16 protein-coding genes and 1 riboswitch are annotated in these 19,846 nt (G+C 51.2%); of the genes, 6 read left to right on the forward strand and 10 right to left on the reverse strand.

All coding sequences use genetic code 11. From position 1 onward, the window contains the following. The first annotated feature begins 15 nt into the window (after nt 1–15). The 3 genes from OHJ21_RS23210 (at nt 16) to OHJ21_RS23220 (ending at nt 2,880) form a co-directional block, all read left to right on the forward strand. A complete protein-coding gene (locus OHJ21_RS23210; RefSeq protein ID WP_100539971.1) occupies nt 16–900 on the forward strand; it encodes a carbohydrate ABC transporter permease in 885 nt (294 codons plus the stop codon). 66 nt (nt 901–966) lie between these two features. Beyond that, nucleotides 967–2,520: an extracellular solute-binding protein gene (locus tag OHJ21_RS23215; RefSeq protein WP_486021254.1), complete on the forward strand. Its 1,554-nt coding sequence runs from the start codon at nt 967–969 to the stop codon at nt 2,518–2,520. Nucleotides 2,521–2,703: 183 nt separating this feature from the next. Further along, nucleotides 2,704–2,880 carry an aspartyl-phosphate phosphatase Spo0E family protein gene (locus tag OHJ21_RS23220; RefSeq protein WP_100539973.1) on the forward strand — a complete coding sequence of 59 codons (177 nt, stop codon included), beginning with the start codon at nt 2,704–2,706 and terminating at the stop codon, nt 2,878–2,880. 31 nt (nt 2,881–2,911) lie between these two features. On the opposite strand, the gene OHJ21_RS23225 is transcribed toward OHJ21_RS23220, so the two are convergent. The 6 genes from OHJ21_RS23225 to OHJ21_RS23250 form a co-directional block, all read right to left on the reverse strand. After that, on the reverse strand, nt 2,912–3,727 hold the full coding sequence (locus OHJ21_RS23225; RefSeq protein WP_326119079.1) for a TatD family hydrolase: 816 nt from the start codon (nt 3,725–3,727) through the stop codon (nt 2,912–2,914). Between the two features lie 79 nt (nt 3,728–3,806). Continuing rightward, nucleotides 3,807–4,640: an ABC transporter ATP-binding protein gene (locus OHJ21_RS23230; protein WP_100539974.1), complete on the reverse strand. Its 834-nt coding sequence runs from the start codon at nt 4,638–4,640 to the stop codon at nt 3,807–3,809. Nucleotides 4,641–4,694: 54 nt separating this feature from the next. Next, entirely contained in the window at nt 4,695–5,450 is a 756-nt protein-coding gene (locus OHJ21_RS23235) for an ABC transporter permease (RefSeq protein ID WP_100539975.1), read from the reverse strand. Beyond that, complete coding sequence (locus OHJ21_RS23240) at nt 5,447–5,740, reverse strand: MTH1187 family thiamine-binding protein (RefSeq protein ID WP_100539976.1); 294 nt, start codon at nt 5,738–5,740, stop codon at nt 5,447–5,449. The genes OHJ21_RS23235 and OHJ21_RS23240 overlap by 4 nt, the downstream gene beginning before the upstream one ends. Nucleotides 5,741–5,820: 80 nt before the next feature. Then, nucleotides 5,821–6,852: an ABC transporter substrate-binding protein gene (locus OHJ21_RS23245; RefSeq protein WP_486021255.1), complete on the reverse strand. Its 1,032-nt coding sequence runs from the start codon at nt 6,850–6,852 to the stop codon at nt 5,821–5,823. A gap of 115 nt (nt 6,853–6,967) precedes the next feature. Next, nucleotides 6,968–7,079: riboswitch (TPP riboswitch) on the reverse strand. A 178-nt stretch (nt 7,080–7,257) separates the two neighbouring features. Continuing rightward, nucleotides 7,258–7,641, reverse strand: a complete 384-nt coding sequence (locus OHJ21_RS23250; RefSeq protein ID WP_279300476.1) for a VOC family protein — start codon at nt 7,639–7,641, stop codon at nt 7,258–7,260. A gap of 259 nt (nt 7,642–7,900) precedes the next feature. Between OHJ21_RS23250 and OHJ21_RS23255 the strand changes: the two genes are divergently transcribed. Both OHJ21_RS23255 and OHJ21_RS23260 read left to right on the forward strand, forming a co-directional pair. Continuing rightward, complete coding sequence (locus OHJ21_RS23255; protein ID WP_486021256.1) at nt 7,901–9,436, forward strand: diguanylate cyclase domain-containing protein; 1,536 nt, start codon at nt 7,901–7,903, stop codon at nt 9,434–9,436. 209 nt (nt 9,437–9,645) lie between these two features. Then, the gene (locus OHJ21_RS23260; RefSeq protein ID WP_100539980.1) at nt 9,646–10,692 is read left to right on the forward strand and encodes an EAL domain-containing protein; all 1,047 of its coding nucleotides are present in this window, start codon (nt 9,646–9,648) and stop codon (nt 10,690–10,692) included. Nucleotides 10,693–10,921: 229 nt separating this feature from the next. Here the strand turns inward: OHJ21_RS23260 and OHJ21_RS23265 are convergent, their stop codons facing one another. The 3 genes from OHJ21_RS23265 to OHJ21_RS23275 all read right to left on the reverse strand — a co-directional run bounded on the left by OHJ21_RS23265 (nt 10,922) and on the right by OHJ21_RS23275 (nt 15,122). After that, complete coding sequence (locus tag OHJ21_RS23265) at nt 10,922–13,225, reverse strand: glycoside hydrolase family 65 protein (protein WP_326119083.1); 2,304 nt, start codon at nt 13,223–13,225, stop codon at nt 10,922–10,924. Between the two features lie 90 nt (nt 13,226–13,315). Continuing rightward, on the reverse strand, nt 13,316–13,966 hold the full coding sequence (gene pgmB / locus OHJ21_RS23270; protein WP_486021257.1) for a beta-phosphoglucomutase: 651 nt from the start codon (nt 13,964–13,966) through the stop codon (nt 13,316–13,318). Nucleotides 13,967–14,087: 121 nt separating this feature from the next. Then, complete coding sequence (locus tag OHJ21_RS23275) at nt 14,088–15,122, reverse strand: LacI family DNA-binding transcriptional regulator (protein ID WP_100539983.1); 1,035 nt, start codon at nt 15,120–15,122, stop codon at nt 14,088–14,090. Between the two features lie 605 nt (nt 15,123–15,727). Here OHJ21_RS23275 and OHJ21_RS23280 point away from each other — a divergent pair. Next, entirely contained in the window at nt 15,728–17,425 is a 1,698-nt protein-coding gene (locus OHJ21_RS23280; RefSeq protein ID WP_486021258.1) for an alpha-amylase family glycosyl hydrolase, read from the forward strand. 114 nt (nt 17,426–17,539) lie between these two features. Here the strand turns inward: OHJ21_RS23280 and OHJ21_RS23285 are convergent, their stop codons facing one another. After that, entirely contained in the window at nt 17,540–19,792 is a 2,253-nt protein-coding gene (locus tag OHJ21_RS23285) for an ATP-binding cassette domain-containing protein (RefSeq protein WP_486021259.1), read from the reverse strand. Between the last annotated feature and the right edge of the window lie 54 nt (nt 19,793–19,846).

Raw genomic sequence — 19,846 nt, forward strand, 5'->3', positions numbered from 1 at the left:
AAGGAGGAGTAAGACATGCATGAGAAAGGATGGAAAACCAGGCTGTTCGGGCTTGTGAATAACGGACTGCTGCTGATCATCGGTTTGGCAACGATATTTCCGATTTATTATACCGTTATTTTGTCGTTTACCGATCCGGTGGAGTATTATCAACGAAGCTTGATATTATGGCCGCGGGTTTGGACGCTGGATGCTTATAAGCATTTGCTCTCCAACGGATTGTTTGTCACCTCGATTTCCGTGAGCGTGTTCCTGGCTACGGTCGGCACACTGCTCAGTCTGCTCGTTACCGGGGGCATGGCTTACGCGGTGTCCCGCAAACGCCTTCGGTTTCGCAAGGCGATCATGATTATGGTGTTAATCACCTTTCTCTTCACGCCGGGGCTGGTTCCGCTGTATCTGGTCGTCCGAAATGTGGGACTCATTGACAGCGTCTGGTCGCTGATCCTGCCCAGCTTGACCAGCGCATGGTATGTGCTGCTCATGAAGGGATTCTTCGACAGCATTCCGGACAGTCTGGAGGAAGCCGCGATGATTGACGGCTCCAATGATATCGGCGTGTTCTGGCGAATCATTCTGCCGTTGTCGCTGCCGGCGCTGGTGGCTTTCGGATTGTTCTTTGCGGTCGGCTATTGGAATACGTACTTCAACGCACTGATGTTTATTAACGACCAGAAGATGTGGCCGCTGCAAGTGCTGCTCCAAAATATGCTTGTGGATCCGACGACAATGGGATCGGGAAGCGGCGGAGGCTTTGCCTTCCAAGTGAACCGGCCCGTCCCGACGGAAACGTTGAAGATGGCGGCGGTCGTTATTGCAACCGTTCCTATCATGTTAGTGTATCCATTCCTGCAGAAGCACTTCGCCAAAGGAGCGATGGTAGGCTCTGTCAAGGAATGAATCGATATACGGTCTATCTGCCATCATGATCAGTCAGGCGAGATGTATCATTATAAGGGAGGTCTAATGATGAGAAAAATGGAAACAAAGCCGGGCAAGTCGTTTTTAAAAATGTCGGGGGTGCTGCTCTTGGCAAGTTCGCTCTTGCTAAGCGCATGCGGCAGCCGAGAAGGAAGTGCACCTGGCGATAACGAAGGCGGAACAGACAGCAGTGAACCTACAAGCATTACGATACAGACCCTGAATTATGCCACCGAATTCATAGACAATACCAATGCACTATGGAAAGAGCTTGAGAAACGCACCAACACCAAGCTGAATATTACGTGGCTGTCGCCGTCCACGGCCGAAGAGAAGATCAATGTCATGCTGGCATCCGGCGATCTTCCAGAGGTTACTTTCGTGGAAACGATGCAGAACCCGCAGCTGCAGAAAATGCTGAAGCAGGGAGTCTTCTGGGATCTGACGCCGTTTCTTAAAGACTACCCGAATTTGAACCGCGAAGAACTGAAGGAAATGTGGGAAATCACCAAGATGGATGGCAAGAACATCGTCATTCCTCGTTATTATCCGAGCTATGGCGGAGGCGTGTTCCCGATGATCCGCAAAGACTGGCTGGATGCCCTACAGCTGGAAACACCCAAAACGCTGGATGAGTTCCATAACGTGTTAAAGGCTTTTAAAGAACAGGATCCGAATGGTAACGGACAGGCCGATGAGATTCCATATGCCGCAAATCCGGGGGCCCTCGCTTATATTTATAATATATTTAATGAAACGCAAGGGTCCTGGAAGCTTCAACCCGATAATACCCTGACTCCGATTATGACATCGGATGAGTCAAGGGAGGCCATGTTGTGGATCAAAAAGGCTTATGACGAGGGCTTGTTCCCCAAAGACTTCGCAATCATGAAGTTCTCGCAGGTGATGGATACGATGCGAAGCGCCAAGGCAGGGGTAGGGGGCATGTCCATGAACCATGCCTGGGTGACCGGCGAAGCCGTGAAAGGCGTTGATCCCAAGGCGGATCTGATGCCGCTTGCTTACTTGGAGAATGCTAACGGGGTGAAGTATACGCCTTCAGGATCGCCGTACTACGGCGTGTACCTGATTCCGAAGAAAGTGCCGGAGGCGAAAGTGAAGAAAATCCTCGAGTTTTTCGATTACGGTTATAGTCAAGAAGGCAATGAAATGCTGACCTACGGAATCGAAGGTGTCCATTACAATGTGGAGAACGGGAAGAAGGTTGCAACCCCGCAGGCCGCTGTAGATAAGACGGGTGACGGCAACTTGAACAATATGATTCACCTCGTCAGCGACGATATGGCCATCAGCGCGGTAGGGATGCCGGATGAAGTATACGAGCGGAACGTAGAGATCGTCACAGAGCGAAAGACGGTCAAGGTTCCGAATCCTTCGGGAGAGCTGTATTCGGAAGCCTATAACAAATACTATCCCGAGCTTTCCAAGAAAGTGGAGGATATGCGGGTCATGGTCATCACGGGCAAAGAACCGGTTGAATCGTACGATAAACTGATCGAAACGATCAAGAGTGATCCGAAGATGAAGGAAATTACAGACGAGATGTCAAAGGCATATCAGGAGAAGTACGTTAAATAAGTATGTTAAATAAGTACGTTAAATAAGGGAATCCAAAACCACAATGCTGCAGCTTGCATTGTGGTTTTTTGGCGTGAATAACAGAAATCGCCCCTCCATGTTATATTTCTGATGTCTAATATTAAACATCCTATAATTTTACATTAAAGCATAAAATATTACATGAGGGGAGGATATAAAGTCATGGAAACGAAGGAAGGCATAAAGTTTAATATCGAGCAAGAACGGCATAAGCTTCATAAGATGAAGCAGCGGTATCGTGATTTTAATCATCCCAAAGTCCTCAGACAATCAATCGTGCTCGATGAGTTGATTAATCAATATAACCGATTTCTTAAAGAGAACAAGCCGATTGCCTAAACAACCGACTTGAGCTGAATGTAGATTCTTTTTATAGATCGTAAAGTCTCGCGGCGTTCTCATACAAAATCCTGCGGGCCTCGGATATGGACAACCCCTGAAGCTCAGCCCATGCCGCAGCCACAGAAGCCGTCATCCGTGGATGGGTCATCTGTCCGGTGAACGGACCCTCGAACGGCCAAGGACCATCGGTTTCGGTCATGACGAGATGATCCGGATATCTACATGCCATATCACGAATTTCTTCCTCATAGAGGATGTCAGGCGTAAAGGAAATATAGTATCCGTTACCCGCCATCCGCTGCAAGGTGTCGCGTGAGCCCTTGAACCAATGAAAATGGGCACGAGTGACGCCGTATTTTTCGAGCAAATCACATGCGATATCCGCATCTTCATATACAGCGTGCAGAATGACCGGTTTATGATGCTTTTTAGCAAATGCTATAAATTGCTCCAGCAGATCGGCGTAAGGACGGTTATCCCAGGGACGGCCCTCCGATTCAGCCTCCAGCCTGGCGTAATAGGGGAGACCCACCTCTCCTACGGCAACCATCTCATCGGCATGCTCTGCCATCCAATCCAGCAGTTCTTCGGTTTCGTCAGAGGAAGGGAGGGGCTGCTCCGGATGATAACCGAAAGCTGGCCGCACCATCGGTCCGTACTGCCTGGCCAGCTCCAGGTTTCGCTTGCAGGAAGCCAGATGCATGGAGACGGAGATGAGGGATTGAACCTCATGATGGCGGATATCCGCCAGAATCGCTTGTTGATCGGATAACGAATAACTATCCAGATGAATATGAGTGTCCATCAGTGGGAAATTCGCTTCACGCTGCATGAATGATTTCATCGTTACATAACCTCGCTTGTAAGCTTCCATGAAGCATTTTGCTGATCATGGATGTATGTATTCCGCTGGCCTTCATCGGTCAGCGTTTGTGCTGTTCTTCCCGCATGATGGCGGAAATTTCGGTTTTTAATGCAATGAAGGACGGATCCATCAGGATATTTTCCCGGCGTGGACGGGAAAAAGGGACTTCTACCCTTTTCAAGATGGTTCCGGGCCGTGCCGACAGGATATAGATGCTGTCCGAGAGGAGCAGCGCCTCCTCGATATGATGGGTGATCATCAGCACCGAACGGCGCGTATCCTCCCAGATATCGAGCAGCCAGCGCTGCATATCGCTGCGCGTCAGCGCATCCAATGCGCTGAACGGTTCGTCCAGGCACATGACTTCCCGTGGACTCATCAGTGCGCGCAGAAAAGCCGCCCGCTGCTGCATTCCGCCTGAAAGGGTGTGCGGATACGCTTTTTCGAAGCCGGAGAGTCCGGCCCGTTCCATCCAGCTGCGGGCATGTTCCCTGGCAGCGGCTTTCGAGGTGCCCCTCAGCTCCTCGGGAAGAAGCACGTTGTCCTCCACCGTACGCCAAGGGAAGAGTGCCGGCTGTTGAGGCATATAGGCGATGCGGCCTTTTTCCCCGGTCACGTCCTGACCATCCATGAGAACGGAGCCCGCATCCGGAGCCGTTAACCCCCCGATGATATGGAAGAGCGTGCTCTTTCCGCTGCCTGAAGGACCAATCAAGGAGACGAATTCCCCGGGCTGCACCTGGAGCGAAAGATCATCCAGCACATGCACTTCGCTGCGCCGCTCGCGGAAGGTTTTACGAAGGCTGCGAACCTCAAGGGCAGGCGCTGGCGGGACCGCTGCAGAGGATCGGCCAAGCCTGTCATGATCCGACAGGGATACTTGATGTGTCATATCGCAAAGCAGCCTCCTTTTATATATGTTGGAAAATGTCCATTCACAATGGTTTTAACCTTTTCGATTCCAGCGAATCAGCCGCTTCTCCAGCAGGGTGATCAGCAGCACCATCAGCAGGCTGAGCAGGACGATGACCAGGATGGCAACAAACACCCGGTCCGTGCGGTAGCCGGATTTTTGCAGCATCATGTAGTAGCCGATTCCCCGGTCCGAGCCGATCCATTCCCCGATCACCGCACCCATGACCGAATAGGTGGCCGCAATGCGAATCCCGGAGAAGATGGAGGGAAGGGCATGCGGCAGCTCCAGCTTGGTGAAAATTTGCCACGAGGTAGCTCCCGCCATCTGCATATAATTCATCATGGTGCGGTCAGTACGGGCGAGTCCGTCCAGGGCCGCAACAGCGACAGGGAAGAAGCAGACCAGCGTAATCACGATAACCTTGGGCAGCATGCCGAAGCCGAACCAAATCATGAGAAGCGGGGCAAGGGCGATGGTCGGCACATTCTGGCTAAGAATAAGAAGCGGATAAAGGGCGGTTTTGAGAAAAGGCACCATGTGCAGAGCCAGCGAGATGACAAGACCGATCGCCGTGCCGATCATAAATCCGATCAGGGTTAATTGCAGGGTGGCCGCTGTATGCTGGAAGAGACCGGAAGCTCCGGTAACGGCCTCATGCCCGATGGCCGTCGGCGCAGGCAAAATAAAGGGTTCAATGTCGAATACGGATACTGCGGCCTGCCAAACCATCAAAAAGAAGAGGACCGCCACAACGGGCGGCCAAACAGAACTCCACCAGCTTTTCATGGACGGTATTTCTCAGTCAGCTTATCCATGCTGATGCCGGTCGGATGATGCGCGATTTTGACTTGGGATATGATGCTGGGACTTCCCGCATTCACCAGCGCCTCGTGCATGCGCTCAACGATCTTGAGCAGCTCGGAGAGCTCTCCTTCCATGGTCGTTTCGAGTGCATGGACCTCATATTTTACGCCCGATTCCTGAATGACCTTGATCGCTTCATCCACATAAGGGATGCTGTCGGCCCCGTTTGGCGTTCTCGGTATTACTTGAATGCTTAAGAGTGTATTCGCCATATAAACTCATCCTTTCGTGCAAGCTATATTGTAATGGAAGAGAGGCAGCCTGCTGTCTCTCCTCTTAAATAGAAATAACCTTATGGCTGCTCCGGTAAAAATTCATTGGTAAATGCGCGGTCCGCGTCAAGTTCCTTCTCCAGCAGCTTGCGCTCAAACATCCAGTCGGCATACCCCGACCATACTTCGGCTTTCTGCTCGCCCCAGCGGGGTGCATCATCCTGATAACGGGGGCTCAGCCATTTCTGGCTGGCGAGAACCAGTTCGGCATCCAAGTCAGGAACAGCCTTCGTAAGCAGGGCTGCCGCATCTTCAGGATGTTGAATCGCATAGTCATATCCTTTTGAAGTCGCCCGCATGAACGCTTTGACAAGCTCGGGGTCCTCCTGGATCTGCTTCTCGTTCGTTACGATCACCGGTGTGTAATAATCAAGCTGCTCCGAGTAGTCCTTCACATAAATCATGTCAAGCGGCTCATTGCGAAGCTCGGCTTCAATCCCCGTCCAAGCATAGAAGATCCAGGCAAAATCAATGTCGCGTTTCACGGCCGTAAAATAATCGGCATCGCCCATATTGATCATATTCACCTTGCTGACATCGGCGCCATCAATCTCCATGATGGATTTCATGACGGCTTCCTCCACAGGCGAGCCCCAGCCTCCATAGGATTTTCCTTCAAAATCGCCTGCCTTCACGATGCCCTTATCCTTGGGGGCGGCAAAGCCGGATGTATTATGCTGAATGATCGCTGCAATGGAAACGAGCGGCAATCCTTGCGTTCTGGCCAGCGTTACGCCTTCCTGATAGCTGATGCCAAACGGCACGTTTCCGGATGCGACCAGCGTATCGGTTCCGCCTGCTCCCGGCTGGACGATCTGGACATTAAGCCCTTCTTCCTCATAATACCCAAGCTCCTTCGCTGCATACAGGCCGGTGTGATTCGTATTGGCGGACCAATCGAGCATCAGCTGTACGTCACGGAGTTTCCCGGGAGTCTGACTGTCTTCGCCTTCGGCACCTGTCTTCTTGTTCTGTCCGCTTGTGCCGCATCCAGACGCAACCATCAGCAGGACGCAAGCAAGAAGCAGCGGAATCCATGTTCCCTTCTTCATCGTTTTTTCTCTCCTTTGAATTCTCTTTCTATAACCTCGTTAACTCCACAAAAAAAGCGCCCTGATGATATCAGGACGCATGACGGCGTAAGTGTATACCACGGCAAATGAACAGCTGCCGCAAACATGGGCTTCCTACGCTGGCATTACCCAGATCAGGTGTAAGGGTCAGTATCATATCGGATACACTCTCAGCCGGCCAAATTCCAGCTCCCCCGGTATTTATGAAGTTTCGATCATTACATCCGCTATTATAGTCCTAACACACCAAACCTGTCTAGTTCGAAGGGGCACGAACGAGGCAGGTCTACTTTTAGAACACGTATGCAATTGGAAGAATGAATGGAGCTATGAACCTTTCACAAGATAAAGGATTTGAATAAAGCTTCTACCGTACGTAAGAGGTTAGCGCTGGAAAAACTCAATCCACTCCCCTTCGGGACCGTGAACGAAGAAATAGCGATACCCATTCGGGAGCGTCACGATTTCCTCATCCAAGTGAGGCACGTCCAGTCCCTGAACGCGAGCATATTCCTCTTCGATGTTATCCGTGCTGACGGCAAAATGATGAACGGTCCCTTCTGCGGGCAGCGTGTCGCTGTATCCCTGAATAAGCTCGACCTCCGTTTCGTCGCTGCCGTTAAATCCGAGGAATGCCAGCTGGATGACGCCATTGGTATGGGTAAGGCGATCCTTCAGCTCAAGTCCGACGACGGCGGTGTAAAAGGCGATCGTGGTTTCAAGGTCCCGGACGACAATGCCGACATGATCCAATCGTTTCTGTGACAAGGCTAAACACCCTTTCCGATTCATATGAGATATGAATGAAATATTATCACATAATTCCTATACGTCAAGTAGGTCTTGAAGGAGGCAACTTTTCGGAGCGTTACGGGTTTCATAGAGTAGAATCCGTGGTTTTTCTTTCATTTCCTCATCTTTACTTTTGGGTGGGTAAAAAGTATCATGAGAACTAGAAGTATTAATTCGAAAGACCTAACAAACAAGTGTTGAAAAAAGCTTACCTTTTGGCCGAGGAGGAATGCTTATGAGTCCAACTCCAGCAGATCATCTGTGGATTCGACTCGCCATGATATATGCATTCATTCAGATAATGATCGCTCTGTGGATGCCTGACGCTTTATCGCTTCAGCGTGTTCTAGTCATTATTCCTCCTGCAGCCGCCTCCGTTTATTTAATGTGGATTAGTCGGCGCTATGAGGTGCATCTTCGCAGGTTTTGGTTTATTGTGAGTCTCGGATTGATGGGGGATGCAGCGGCCCGAATCATTTACGCATGTCATGTTTGGTTTGGAAAAGAGAGCGCTTTCTCTCCGGCTCTAACCCATTTCTTCTGGGGGCTCGAACTCATCCTGTTCGCAAGTTCTCTCATTTATTTATTCCGGCATGTACAGGGTTCGTTTCGGGGGCTCCGGTTTATGCTGGACATCGTGATTGTTGGCATAACGGTCATGACGGTAGGATGGGAGTATTTCATCAAACCTGAGCTTGAGGGTCTGGCCCATGAGGCAGTATGGGGAAACATTTGGGTGGACATGCTGTATCCGCTGTGCGCAATGGTACTTATTTTTTTTACGCTGGTGTTGTATTTTAATACCGGACAGTTAAGGAAATGGTCGGCCATTCTGTTATGTCTTGGCGGGAGTACTTATATTGCAGGAGATGTTCTATACATCTATCTTGTTGATCTTATGGGTATCGAGGCACGTCCCTACCTGTATCCACTCTATTCATTATCGGTATTTTTTATTAGTTTCGCAGGTGGGCAGTCTGCCCCTGCTTCCCGTAAGCCATCTGTTGGCGAGCGGGAGCCGCGTTCGATCGGAAACCTGATCGTAAGGTACCTGCTTCCCTACAGCGTGCTTGGCGGGATGTTTGCCCTTATGGCGCAGCGTTTTGGGGGGTGGAATGGACTGTTTACCGGCCTATCTCTGTGCGTTATCCTGATTTTGTTCAGGCAGATTTTGATTCAGTTCGAGAACGACCGTTTGTTTGCCCGACTGCATGAAAGTCTGATGCAGAGTGAATCCCTGGCCCATCGCGATGATCTTACGGGGCTGTATAATCGCCGTTATTTTAATGCAAGGCTGTCGAGTTCGCTGAAGGAGGCGGACCGCAAAGGTTCCCGCGTAGGCTTGCTGTATATGGATATGAACCGTTTCAAACGAGTCAATGACCGATACGGCCACCGTGCCGGCGATTTGTTGATACGAAAGGTTGCAGACCGGCTTCAATCTCTCGAATCCAAGGGAGTCTTGGTTTCCCGATTAGGAGGAGACGAATTCACCGTCATGATCCATCCAGCCGGCGAAGATCAGGAGCTGATCTGGATGGCGGAGGAGATTTGGACGATGCTTAGCGAGCCGTACGAGCTGGAAGGACATGAGGTTCGAACCACGCCGAGTATCGGCATTGCGGTTTACCCGGATCATGCCAGAAATGACCAGGAGCTGATTGGCCGCGCGGATGCAGCGATGTATGCGGCAAAGGAACGGAACGCCCCTTGGCATTTTGATGTGGAGCGGACGATGCTGCTGCAGCTTTTAGATCAAAAGGTTGAGTAGAAGAATGTATGACGATAGTATCGACAATAGGTTGTTAAAAGCAATATAAGTCGATTTTTGTAGAATTTGGCGCAATCATTGCACGAATCTTGCGCATTTCTCCTAAAATAGGTCATAACTTCGATATAAAATCCATAAAATGCAAAGAAATCATATTCAAAATGCCGATAAGAAGCATAGTGAGAGCTAGCTTGCCAAGGAGGACGAACATGATTTGCGACAATTGCAGCACCTTTGAACCGATTGAGGACCAGGGGACCATTCATATGAAGCCTGCAAGTGGCGAGCTTATTCAGTTGCTGGCAGTGAACGGCTACACGGTACATGAAAACAATGAGGGTTGTGCTGTGAACTACAAGGTACGTGCGGACCTGATCTCCATGATGAAGTGTCTGCAGCCCCTTCCGCTGAAGATTCGTCAAGAGCTGTCCTTCTGTGTTACCGGTGGAGAAACTCCGCAAATCCGGCATTCGTGGACCCCTATGCAAAAGTTCGAACTGCAGATGGAGCATTACGATATGGTAAGTATCATTTTACATAAGCAGTTTACGAGCTACATGCAGCCCATCGTGGATTCATCCGAGCAGATCGTTGCCTACGAATTTCTCCTTCGTCCGGTAGAGTGGGGAGCCAGCTTCCAGCCGTATGAGCTGTTTGAGACAGCCCGTAAAACCGGATTGCATGCTTTCCTGGACCGGGCAGCACGAACCAGCGCCATTGAGACCAGTGCCGAGTGGCTTCCTATCGGCGTGAAGCGATTCGTGAACTTCCTGCCATCCTCCATATATGATGCGCAGATGTGTCTAAGCCACACGTTTAATACCATTGACAGGCTTCATCTGGATCCGAGGGATTTCGTATTTGAGGTTGTGGAAACCGAGAAGATTGATGATGTTGAGCATTTGCAATCGATTTTCGAGGTGTATCGCAGTCATGGAATCTCGGTAGCCATGGATGACGTTGGTGCAGGTTATTCCACATTGGAGCAGATGATTAAGCTTAAGCCGGATTATGTAAAGATCGACCGGAGTCTGATCGACCATTGCGATCGTAATCCCGCCCAGCAGAAGCAGCTCGAAATGATCACGAACATGGCTCATGATTTTGGGGCGATGGTGCTGGCTGAAGGCATTGAGAGACGGGAGGAGTTTCATTTTTGCCGAGATATCGGGATCGAGCTCGCACAGGGGTATTTGTTTGGGAAGCCATCTGAACGACCTCCGCGTGATCCCCATTCTCAGCTCATCTATTCATAGCATACATAATCGGTATTTCCCCGCCATCTTGATGCGGAGCTTTCACATCTGATTGCCGCAGCCTTCGGCTGAGTTCGGACAATACAGATGCTAGGCATGGTGAAGACAGGTCCTTCTGAATGAGTAATGATGCCTGAAGGAGCCCATTTTCTGTAAAAACAAGAGCCCTGGAATGTTATCCAGGGCTCTTGCTTCTATATAAGTTGGTGCATTTGAAGACGCATGCCTGTTATCTTGCGGCTTTTACCTCTCCAAATCCGTCGATGCTGTATTCCTTGCCATTCACGTTCAGGACAGCCGGCGTATCCGTTTCGTTCACGATGATGGTTTCCTTTCCTTTTACGTTGACCTTCAGGCGGGATCCGCGGAACATCACCTTGAAGGAGAAGGAAGACCAGTGACCTGGAATGAATGGATTCAAATGCAATACGCCGTCCTTCACGCGCAAGCCGCCGAACCCATGCACAACGGACATCCAGGTACCCGCCATACTGGTTGTATGACAGCCGTCCTCGGTATCGTTGTTGTAGTTGTCCAGATCCAGGCGAGCTGTACGGAGGTACATCTCGTACGCCTTCTCCTGGTACCCAAGCTCGCAGGCGAGAATGGAGTGTACGCATGGCGAAAGGGAGGACTCGTGTACCGTGAACGGTTCATAAAAGTCGAAGTTGCGTTTTTTCGTAGCCAAGTCGTACTGGTCGCCAAGGAAGAACAATCCTTGCAGCACGTCAGCCTGCTTAATGTATACCGAACGTAGAATGCGGTCCCAGGACCAGTTCTGATTCAGGGGCAGGTGGGCTGGATCCAATTCCTTCACCGGAACAAGCTCCTTGTTGAGGAACCCGTCCTGCTGCAGGAACACGCCGAGCTCATCATCTACCGGGTAGTACATTTTGCTGATGATATCCTGCCATTTGGAGGTTTCGACATCCTGCAGCGCAAGCTTCGCCGTAAGCTCGGCATAGCGGGAATTCTCGTTCTCTTTCAAGTATTCGAGCACGTCGAGCGTGTATTCCATCGTCCAGCTGGCAATACGGTTGGTGTACCAGTTGTTGTTCACGTTGTTCTCGTACTCGTTCGGACCGGTAACGCCCAGCATCATATACTGATCCTTCGCCGGTACGTAATTCACGCGCTCTTCCCAGAAACGGGAGATTTCCACGAGCACTTCCAGACCGTATTGGCCGAGGTAAGAGAAGTCGCCGGTATAATTTACATAGTTATAAATGGCATAGGCAATCGCGCCGTTACGGTGGATTTCCTCAAAGGTAATCTCCCACTCGTTATGGCATTCCTCGCCGTTCATTGTCACCATAGGATAGAGGGCGCCTTTGGTAAAGCCGAGCTTCTTGGCGTTTTCCTTCGCCTTTTCCAGATGCTTATAACGATAAATCAGCAAGTTGCGCGAGATGCTGGCATCCGCGGTGCTCAGGTAGAACGGAAGGCAATAAGCCTCGGTATCCCAGTAGGTGCTGCCGCCGTATTTCTCCCCGGTGAAGCCCTTCGGCCCGATATTCAGACGGTCGTCTTCGCCGCTGTAGGTTTGGTTCAGCTGGAAGATGTTAAAGCGGATCGCTTGCTGGGCCGCTACATCGCCTTCAATGACGATATCGCTTTCCTTCCATTTATCACCCCATGCATCGGCCTGCTCCTTCAGGAGCTGCTCGAATCCGGTCCGCACCGCCGGCTCCAGCACAGTACGTGCAGCATCCACCAATTCGCCGAATCCATAATTGCGGGAAGTAACGTTAGCGACATATTTATAGATGGTGATGGCTTCGCCTTCAGATACCGGCACGCTTACGCGGTTCCCCGCATATTTCTCTTTCTCCACCAGTTCGGCTTGAAGTTCCAGCTTCTCGCCGTTCTTTAAAATGGTATAAGACATGACAGATGTTACGTGGAAATCGAGTTTTTTGGTCTTCACGGTCAACGCAGCAGAACCTTGCGCCGCTTCCTTGAATACCTCTAGCCAGAATTTCTCGTCATAGTTGGAGTCCTTGTTCTTCACATCGCCATCGAGATATGGTGTTATCGTAAGCTCTCCAGCGAAATTGAGCGGAGTTACGGCATATCGAATGGCGCCGATCTCGTGGCGTACAATGCTGACAAAACGAACAGCTTCAACCTTGAGCTCTTTGCCGTCTTCCATGACAGCAGTGAAGCTGCGGGAGAGGAAGCCTTCCTTCATATTCAACTCACGCACAAAATCCTTCACCGTGCATTGGGCCAGATCAAGCGGCGCGCCGTCGATTTCAATGCCGATGCCAATCCAATTGGTGCTGTTCAGCACTTTGGCAAAATATTCAGGATAACCGTTCTTCCACCAGCCTACACGGGTTTTATCCGGATAATACACACCGGCCATATAACTGCCTTGCAGGGAGGAGCCGCTGTAGGATTCCTCGAAGTTGGCGCGCTGGCCCATAAATCCGTTCCCGATACTGAAGATACTCTCCGAGATCTCATGCGTGTGAGGATCAAAGCCCTCCTCAATAATTGACCATTCATCAAGCTTTAAATATTGTTTCACAATCATCGGCTCCTTTGTTTTTAGGAAAAATGGTTGCAGATCTATATGGGATGAAACTACTGGATGCCGTAAGCATGTGTACGCATTCGCTTACAACTCCTGTAGACGATCCACTGTGAATCCTTCCAGGGAGGGAAGAACGATGTTGGCCCGCCCCAAGGTTTCAGGCGAACCGATGCCGACGCTTCGCATGCCCGCGCGCGTGGCAGCTTCGATACCGGCTTCGGCATCCTCGAATACGACGCAGGCATCAGGCCGGATGCCAAGTTCATGAGCGCCCATCGTAAATACCTCTGGATCCGGTTTTGCTTGGGCAGTCTTCGTTCCATCGATAATGGCGTCGAAGTAAGGCGTGAGGCCGGTATTGTTCAGGATCAGCATCGCGTTTTTGCTGGCAGAGCCCAGCGCAACCTTGATGCCGCGGTCCTTTAGCGCTTGGATAAATTCGAGGGCTCCAGGCAAAATCTCGGATTCATCCATGTTGGAAATATACTCGACATACCAGGCGTTCTTCTTCTCGGCCAGTGCCAGCTTCGCGCTTTCATCCAGCGTCACTCCGCCAACCTCGAGCAGTATATCGAGGGAGGCCATGCGGCTTACTCCCTTCAGGCGTTCATTGTCCTGCTCCGTGAATTCAAAGCCGAGTTCCCCGGCAAGACGCTTCCAGGCAATGTAGTGGTACTTGGCGGTATCCACCAGAACGCCGTCAAGATCAAATAAACAAGCGGATATGGATGACATGAACATCCTCCTTAACGAATTAGTGCAAACGTTTGAACCAAGCAGCAAAAATAAAGGAAGCACCACGATGCTTCTTTATTTTGAAAATACTTCGTGCATCTTCAGCGACTCGATCCGGACCTTAAGGCTTCGGCAGCGAAAACATTGAGGATTCGCGAATCATCAACCGGTGCGGAATGATATAGCGATGCGGCAGTATCGTATTGTCATCGTTACGAATGGTCTGGATTAGGGCTTGAGAAGCGGTATAACCCAGGTTATAAATCCCGATGTCCACACTGCTCAGCGGCGGGGTCGATAGTTCGGTCAATGAGATGTTGTTGAAACTGATAATAGACACATCTTCGGGCACCTTATACCCTAGCTCATGCAGTCCCCGCAGCACGCCGAAAGAGACAATATCGTCAACAATGACAAGCGCCGTCGGACGTTCAGGCAGGTTCATGAAAAAGGACATGGCGCGATAGCCGCTCTCCTGGAGGAACTCGCCCTCGACAATCCATTCTTTTCTCATCTCCAGACCCGCATCGGCAAGCGCTTTGCCATAGCCTTTCATCCGGTCCTGAGATACGATCAGGTTTGGCGGGCCGCTGACAAAGCCGATTCGTTGATGTCCAAGAGAGATCAGATGCTTGGTTGCATCATAGGCAGCCTGCACATTATCCGTATCGACGGATAACAGATCCGGGTATTTCTCGCTCCGGCCGACAAGCACGAACGGATAGTTGTTGGACTTGAGAAAATCGACCACCTTATCGTCCTGCCTGGAGTACAGCAAAATGGCGCCATCGACGCGGCGACCGTTAAGCAGCCGGGATACGGCTTCGACTTCTTCCTTCTCATTGCCGCCCGAACTGAGAACGACGTCGTATCCGGAGCGGTTCGCTTGGGTGACGATACCGCGGATCAGTTCCATGAAGAATAAGTTGAGGAACAATTCTTCCGCAGGTTTCGGCAGAATGACGCATATGCTTTCCGTCGTTTTGGAAACAAGGCTCTTGGCCATAATATTGGGATGGTAGCCCATTTCCTCCATGATCTCTTTCACCTTACGCGAGGTTTCGCGACTGATTCTAGGATGATTGGATAGCACCCGTGAGACGGTGGAGGGGGATACGCCCGCTCGTTTTGCAACATCTTTAATCGTTACAGACATAATAGGACCTCCAGTGGAACCGTTTGCGTTTTTTTGAAAATAAGAAAGCGACTACTGGAGTTCTCTCTTAATTCAGAAGAGTAACTTCCGCTAATCGCGGACCGTTCTTCTTTATTTAATTGTGGGTCTGTCAGGCCCTGAGTATACATGATACCTATTGATTTAAAGCCATATTGATCCGGTATGTTAAACGGTTTCACACTGCTATATTAACGTTAATCGATAGGCTTGTAAATACGTATCCAAGTCAGTCCAGCGCAATTATTTCACAAATGCATCAAAAAGGAAGCAAGGGTTAGAAAACGGGAGAAAGGGCGTTATTATGGCCAGAAAAGCCCGAAAAACAACTCAAAACGGCATTGTGCAAACGATTTAACAAAGAAAAGAAGTGGGTTATGATATGGATGGATAAAAACGAGTCCTCACCTACGCAAGAAGATGAATTTTAAGTTGAACCACGGAATGTAACCGTTTTACTGGAAAACAATAGTGGAATCGAATACAAACGTTTGCGCTAATCTAAATTGCTGTAGAGATCCATTTGAATAGATAAGTGCAGTAACTGGATGAACTTCAGCTGCTGCAACGAACAGGAGGTAAACAACGTGATACGTAATCAATGGGGAAAACGCAGGGGGCTGCCTCTTTGGCTCGCCGCCATTGCGCTTACGGGAAGTCTGCTGGCAGGCTGCAGCGACACAGCGGCTCCACCGCAAGAGGAAGCTAAGCCGCCAGCGGCACCGGAAACGAAACAGCCGGATCCGAAAGCGCCCGCAACAATGGAAACAGCGGAGGTGGACGAGCAGCCCTCCGATGTCTATTATGAAATTTTTGTACGCTCATTCTATGATTCCGATGGGGATGGGATCGGTGATTTACAAGGCGTCATTGAGAAGCTGGATTATCTGAATGACGGAAATCCGGACACTACTGGCGATCTTGGCGTGACGGGGATTTGGCTGATGCCGATCAATCCTTCGCCAAGCTATCATGGCTATGATGTGACCGACTATCGTTCCATCCATCCGGAGTACGGAACAATGGATGACTTCAAGACGCTGCTTGCTGAAGCGGATAAGCGCGGAATCAAAATTATTATGGATTTGGTAGTCAATCACACAAGCACGGAGCATGCCTGGTTTAAGCAGGCTGCGAAAGACAAGGCTTCGGCGACCCGCGATTGGTACATCTGGGCTGAGGATCAAGGGAAGACCCCTTCGGGGGCCAGCGCGGCAGGCAGTGGTTCGCCTTGGCACGAGATGAACGGAGCCCATTACATGGGCACGTTTTGGGGCGGAATGCCGGACCTGAACTTCGATCATCCCCAGGTCCGCGAGGAGATGAAGGAGATCGGGAGGTTCTGGCTGGAGCTCGGTGTTGATGGGTTCCGGATCGATGCAGCCAAACATATTTATGAGGATCTGATGTCCGATAAAGGCGAGGCGACAACGGCCAAGAATACAGCATGGTGGCAGGAATTCCGCGCCAGCATGAGTGAGGTGAATCCGGACGCGTATATTGTCGGTGAAATTTGGGATAATTCCGCTGCGGTCATTGCGCCGTATCTGGATAACGCGTTTGATTCCGGGTTCAACTTCGGACTGGGCGAGAGCATCATCGGTGCTGTGATGAACGAGAAGGATAACAATCTGGCCTTTACTTTGGAGCGGACTTATGGTTTGTTCAGCCAGGTATCGGGCGGCAGGTTTACGGATGCCGCATTCTTGACAAATCATGACATGAACCGTGTCATGTCGCAGCTGAAGGACAATGAGAACCACGCCAAGATGGCCGCGGGCATTCTACTGACCATGCCGGGCAATCCGTTTATCTATTACGGAGAAGAGATCGGGATGAAGGGGGCGAAGCCGGACGAACAAATCCGCGAGCCGATGATCTGGTCCAATACGGGCAGCGATAAGGGACAGACGGCCTGGGAGCCGCTTAAGCATAACCGGGGCGATCAGGTACAGGGCGTGGAGCAGCAGACGGGAGACCCGGACTCTTTGTTATCCCGTTACCGCACGTTGATCCGTTGGCGGCATGATATGCCTGCGCTGAACAGCGGTACGATTGAATCCTTTGCTTCCGGCAATGGGCAGGTGATGGCTTATATCCGCCGTACAAACGATAGCGGTGCCCTAGTGGTTCATAACCTATCGGGTACGGAGCAGACGGTGGACCTGGCATCGAAGAACGGATCTGCGGTATTCCAGTCATTGGCGAGAACAACCGACGACAGCGCGGCATTGGATGGTAACAGCTTAACGCTGCCGCCCTATACGACCGTCATATTGGAGTAGGCCCTTTCCTGACTAATACAGCGAAACATGGCAAGACCCCGAGCCCCTAAGGGGTGCTCGGGGTCTTTTTGACCGTTAGGGTCTTCCGTATGAGAGCCTGGAAGGCCTAGATGTCTAGCCTTGAAACTGCCGTAAATATCTGGCCGTTAGGGAATGCGGGTGTTTCAGCAGATCGGCCGGTTTGCCGGAGAACAGGACATTTCCGCCGTCTTGCCCCGCGCCGGGTCCCATGTCGATAATCCAATCGGCCTGGCTGATGATGTCCAGATTATGCTCGATCACAATGACCGTGCTGTTCTGAGCGACAAGTCGGTTGATGATGGACATTAGCCGCTCGCAATCGGACAGATGGAGACCGGTTGAGGGTTCGTCCAGCACGTAAATCTCACCTGTATTATCGAGCTCCGCTGCCAGTTTCACCCGCTGCCGTTCCCCTCCCGACAGCGTGCTTAAGGGCTGACCGAGCGTCAAATAACCCAGTCCAACATGCTGAATACGCTGAAGCGCGGATACGATGCCCTTTTCCGCAAAATAATCCAGCGCTTCGTCGGTGGTCATGGCGAGCACGTCACTGATGGTTTTACCGCGAAGTTGATAGCCCAGAACGTCATCATGAAAGCGGCGGCCCCGGCAGGCTTCGCAAACCGTAACCAGGCTGTCCATAAAAGCCAGATCCATCGTAATCGTGCCGGAGCCGTTACACACCGGACAAGCCCCCTTGGCATTAAAGCTGAACAGGGATGGACATACCTGATTCTCGTCGGCGAACAGCTTGCGGATGGCATCAAAAATGCCCGTAAACGTCGCGATATTGGAGCGGTTGGACGCCTGAATCATATCCTGGTTCATAATGTTGGCTTCTGGATAAATGTTTGGCAGCACCTGGTTAATGAGCGTGCTTTTACCTGAGCCGGCAACGCCTGTTACCACCGTGAGCACTCCGGCCGGAATGCTCACGGACACCTGCTTCAGATTGTGAAGGGAGGCGTCTTTTATGTGCAGCCATCCGGCCGGCTCCCGGACCGCGGACTTTAACCGGGCGCGTTGACTGAGATATTTTCCTGTCAGGGTGTTGGCGTGCCGCAACCCTTCCGGGTCTCCCTCATATACAATCGTACCGCCAGCGGTGCCGGCTCGCGGCCCCATATCGACAATATGATCCGCAATCCCGATGACGTCGGGATCATGCTCCACGATGATGACCGTGTTTCCCTTATCCCGAAGCTGTCGCAGCAGGCGGTTCATGTTGTGCACATCGTGCGGATGCAGGCCGATGCTGGGCTCGTCAAAAATATACGTCAAATCCGTCAAGCTGCTCCCCAACTGGCGCACCATTTTGATGCGCTGGGACTCGCCGCCGGACAGGGTCGAGGTTTCCCGGTCCATTGTCAGGTAGCCGATCCCGACCAGAAGCAGCTGCTCCAGCCGAGTTATACAGGTTTCCACGATGGTTGCTGCCGCCGAATCCCGGATTGTCTGCAAAAAGGCGATCAGCTCATTGACCTGCATCCGTGCACAGTCGGCGATGGAGGTTCCGTTGATTTTGCAGGAGAGCACCTCCTGATTCAGTCTTCCGCCGTGACATAACGGGCAGGCGGTCTCGGCCACCACTTGATCGATGGCTTCCCTATAAGTCCTCGCATCCCGTGAATCCTTGCTCAGGAATGTCCGCTCGAATCGCGGGATAATGCCTTCATAATACGAGGTGGGCGGCCATTCCTCCGTCGGGTTCGGTGGTTTAAAGCCGGTTTTGTACAGCAGCGTGTCCCATTCTTCCTCGCTGTAATCCTTCAGTTTCTTATCATTGTCAAACAGGCCTGTGGCAACATAACGCTTCCAGCGGAACTCCCCCGGGCGGAATGTCGGGAACCGGATGGGGCCTTCGTTCAGCGATTTCTCCTTGTCGATCAAGTTCTCGATCCGAAAGCTGTTCACTTTGCCCAGCCCCTCGCAATGAGGGCACATGCCTTGCGGGTTGTTAAAGGAAAAGACGTCCGAATATCCGACAAAAGGCCGGCCTATTCGGGAGAATAACAAGCGCAGCAAGGAATGGATATCGGTGATGGTTCCCACGGTGGAACGGGCATTGCCGCCGATTCTTTTCTGATTGACGACGATGGCCACCGACAGGTTTTCAACCGAATCCACCTCCGGCTGTCCGTAATGGGGGAGGCGATGGCGGATAAAGCTGGAATACGTCTCATTCAGCTGACGCTGGGATTCTGCGGCAATCGTATCGAAGACCATGGCGGATTTGCCGGAACCGGACACACCGGTGAACACCGTGATTTGTTTTTTGGGGATCGAGAGGCTCACGTTACGCAGGTTTTTGTTGCGGGCACCGTTTACCTTGATGGCCTGTTCCATAGGGTTGCACATCATGAGGGCTCCTTTCTTGGATCGTTTTGACCTTGACACAGC

The organism is Virgibacillus sp. LDC1, from assembly GCF_025792345.1.
GTDB lineage: Bacteria > Bacillota > Bacilli > Paenibacillales > Paenibacillaceae > Paenibacillus_AQ > Paenibacillus_AQ lautus.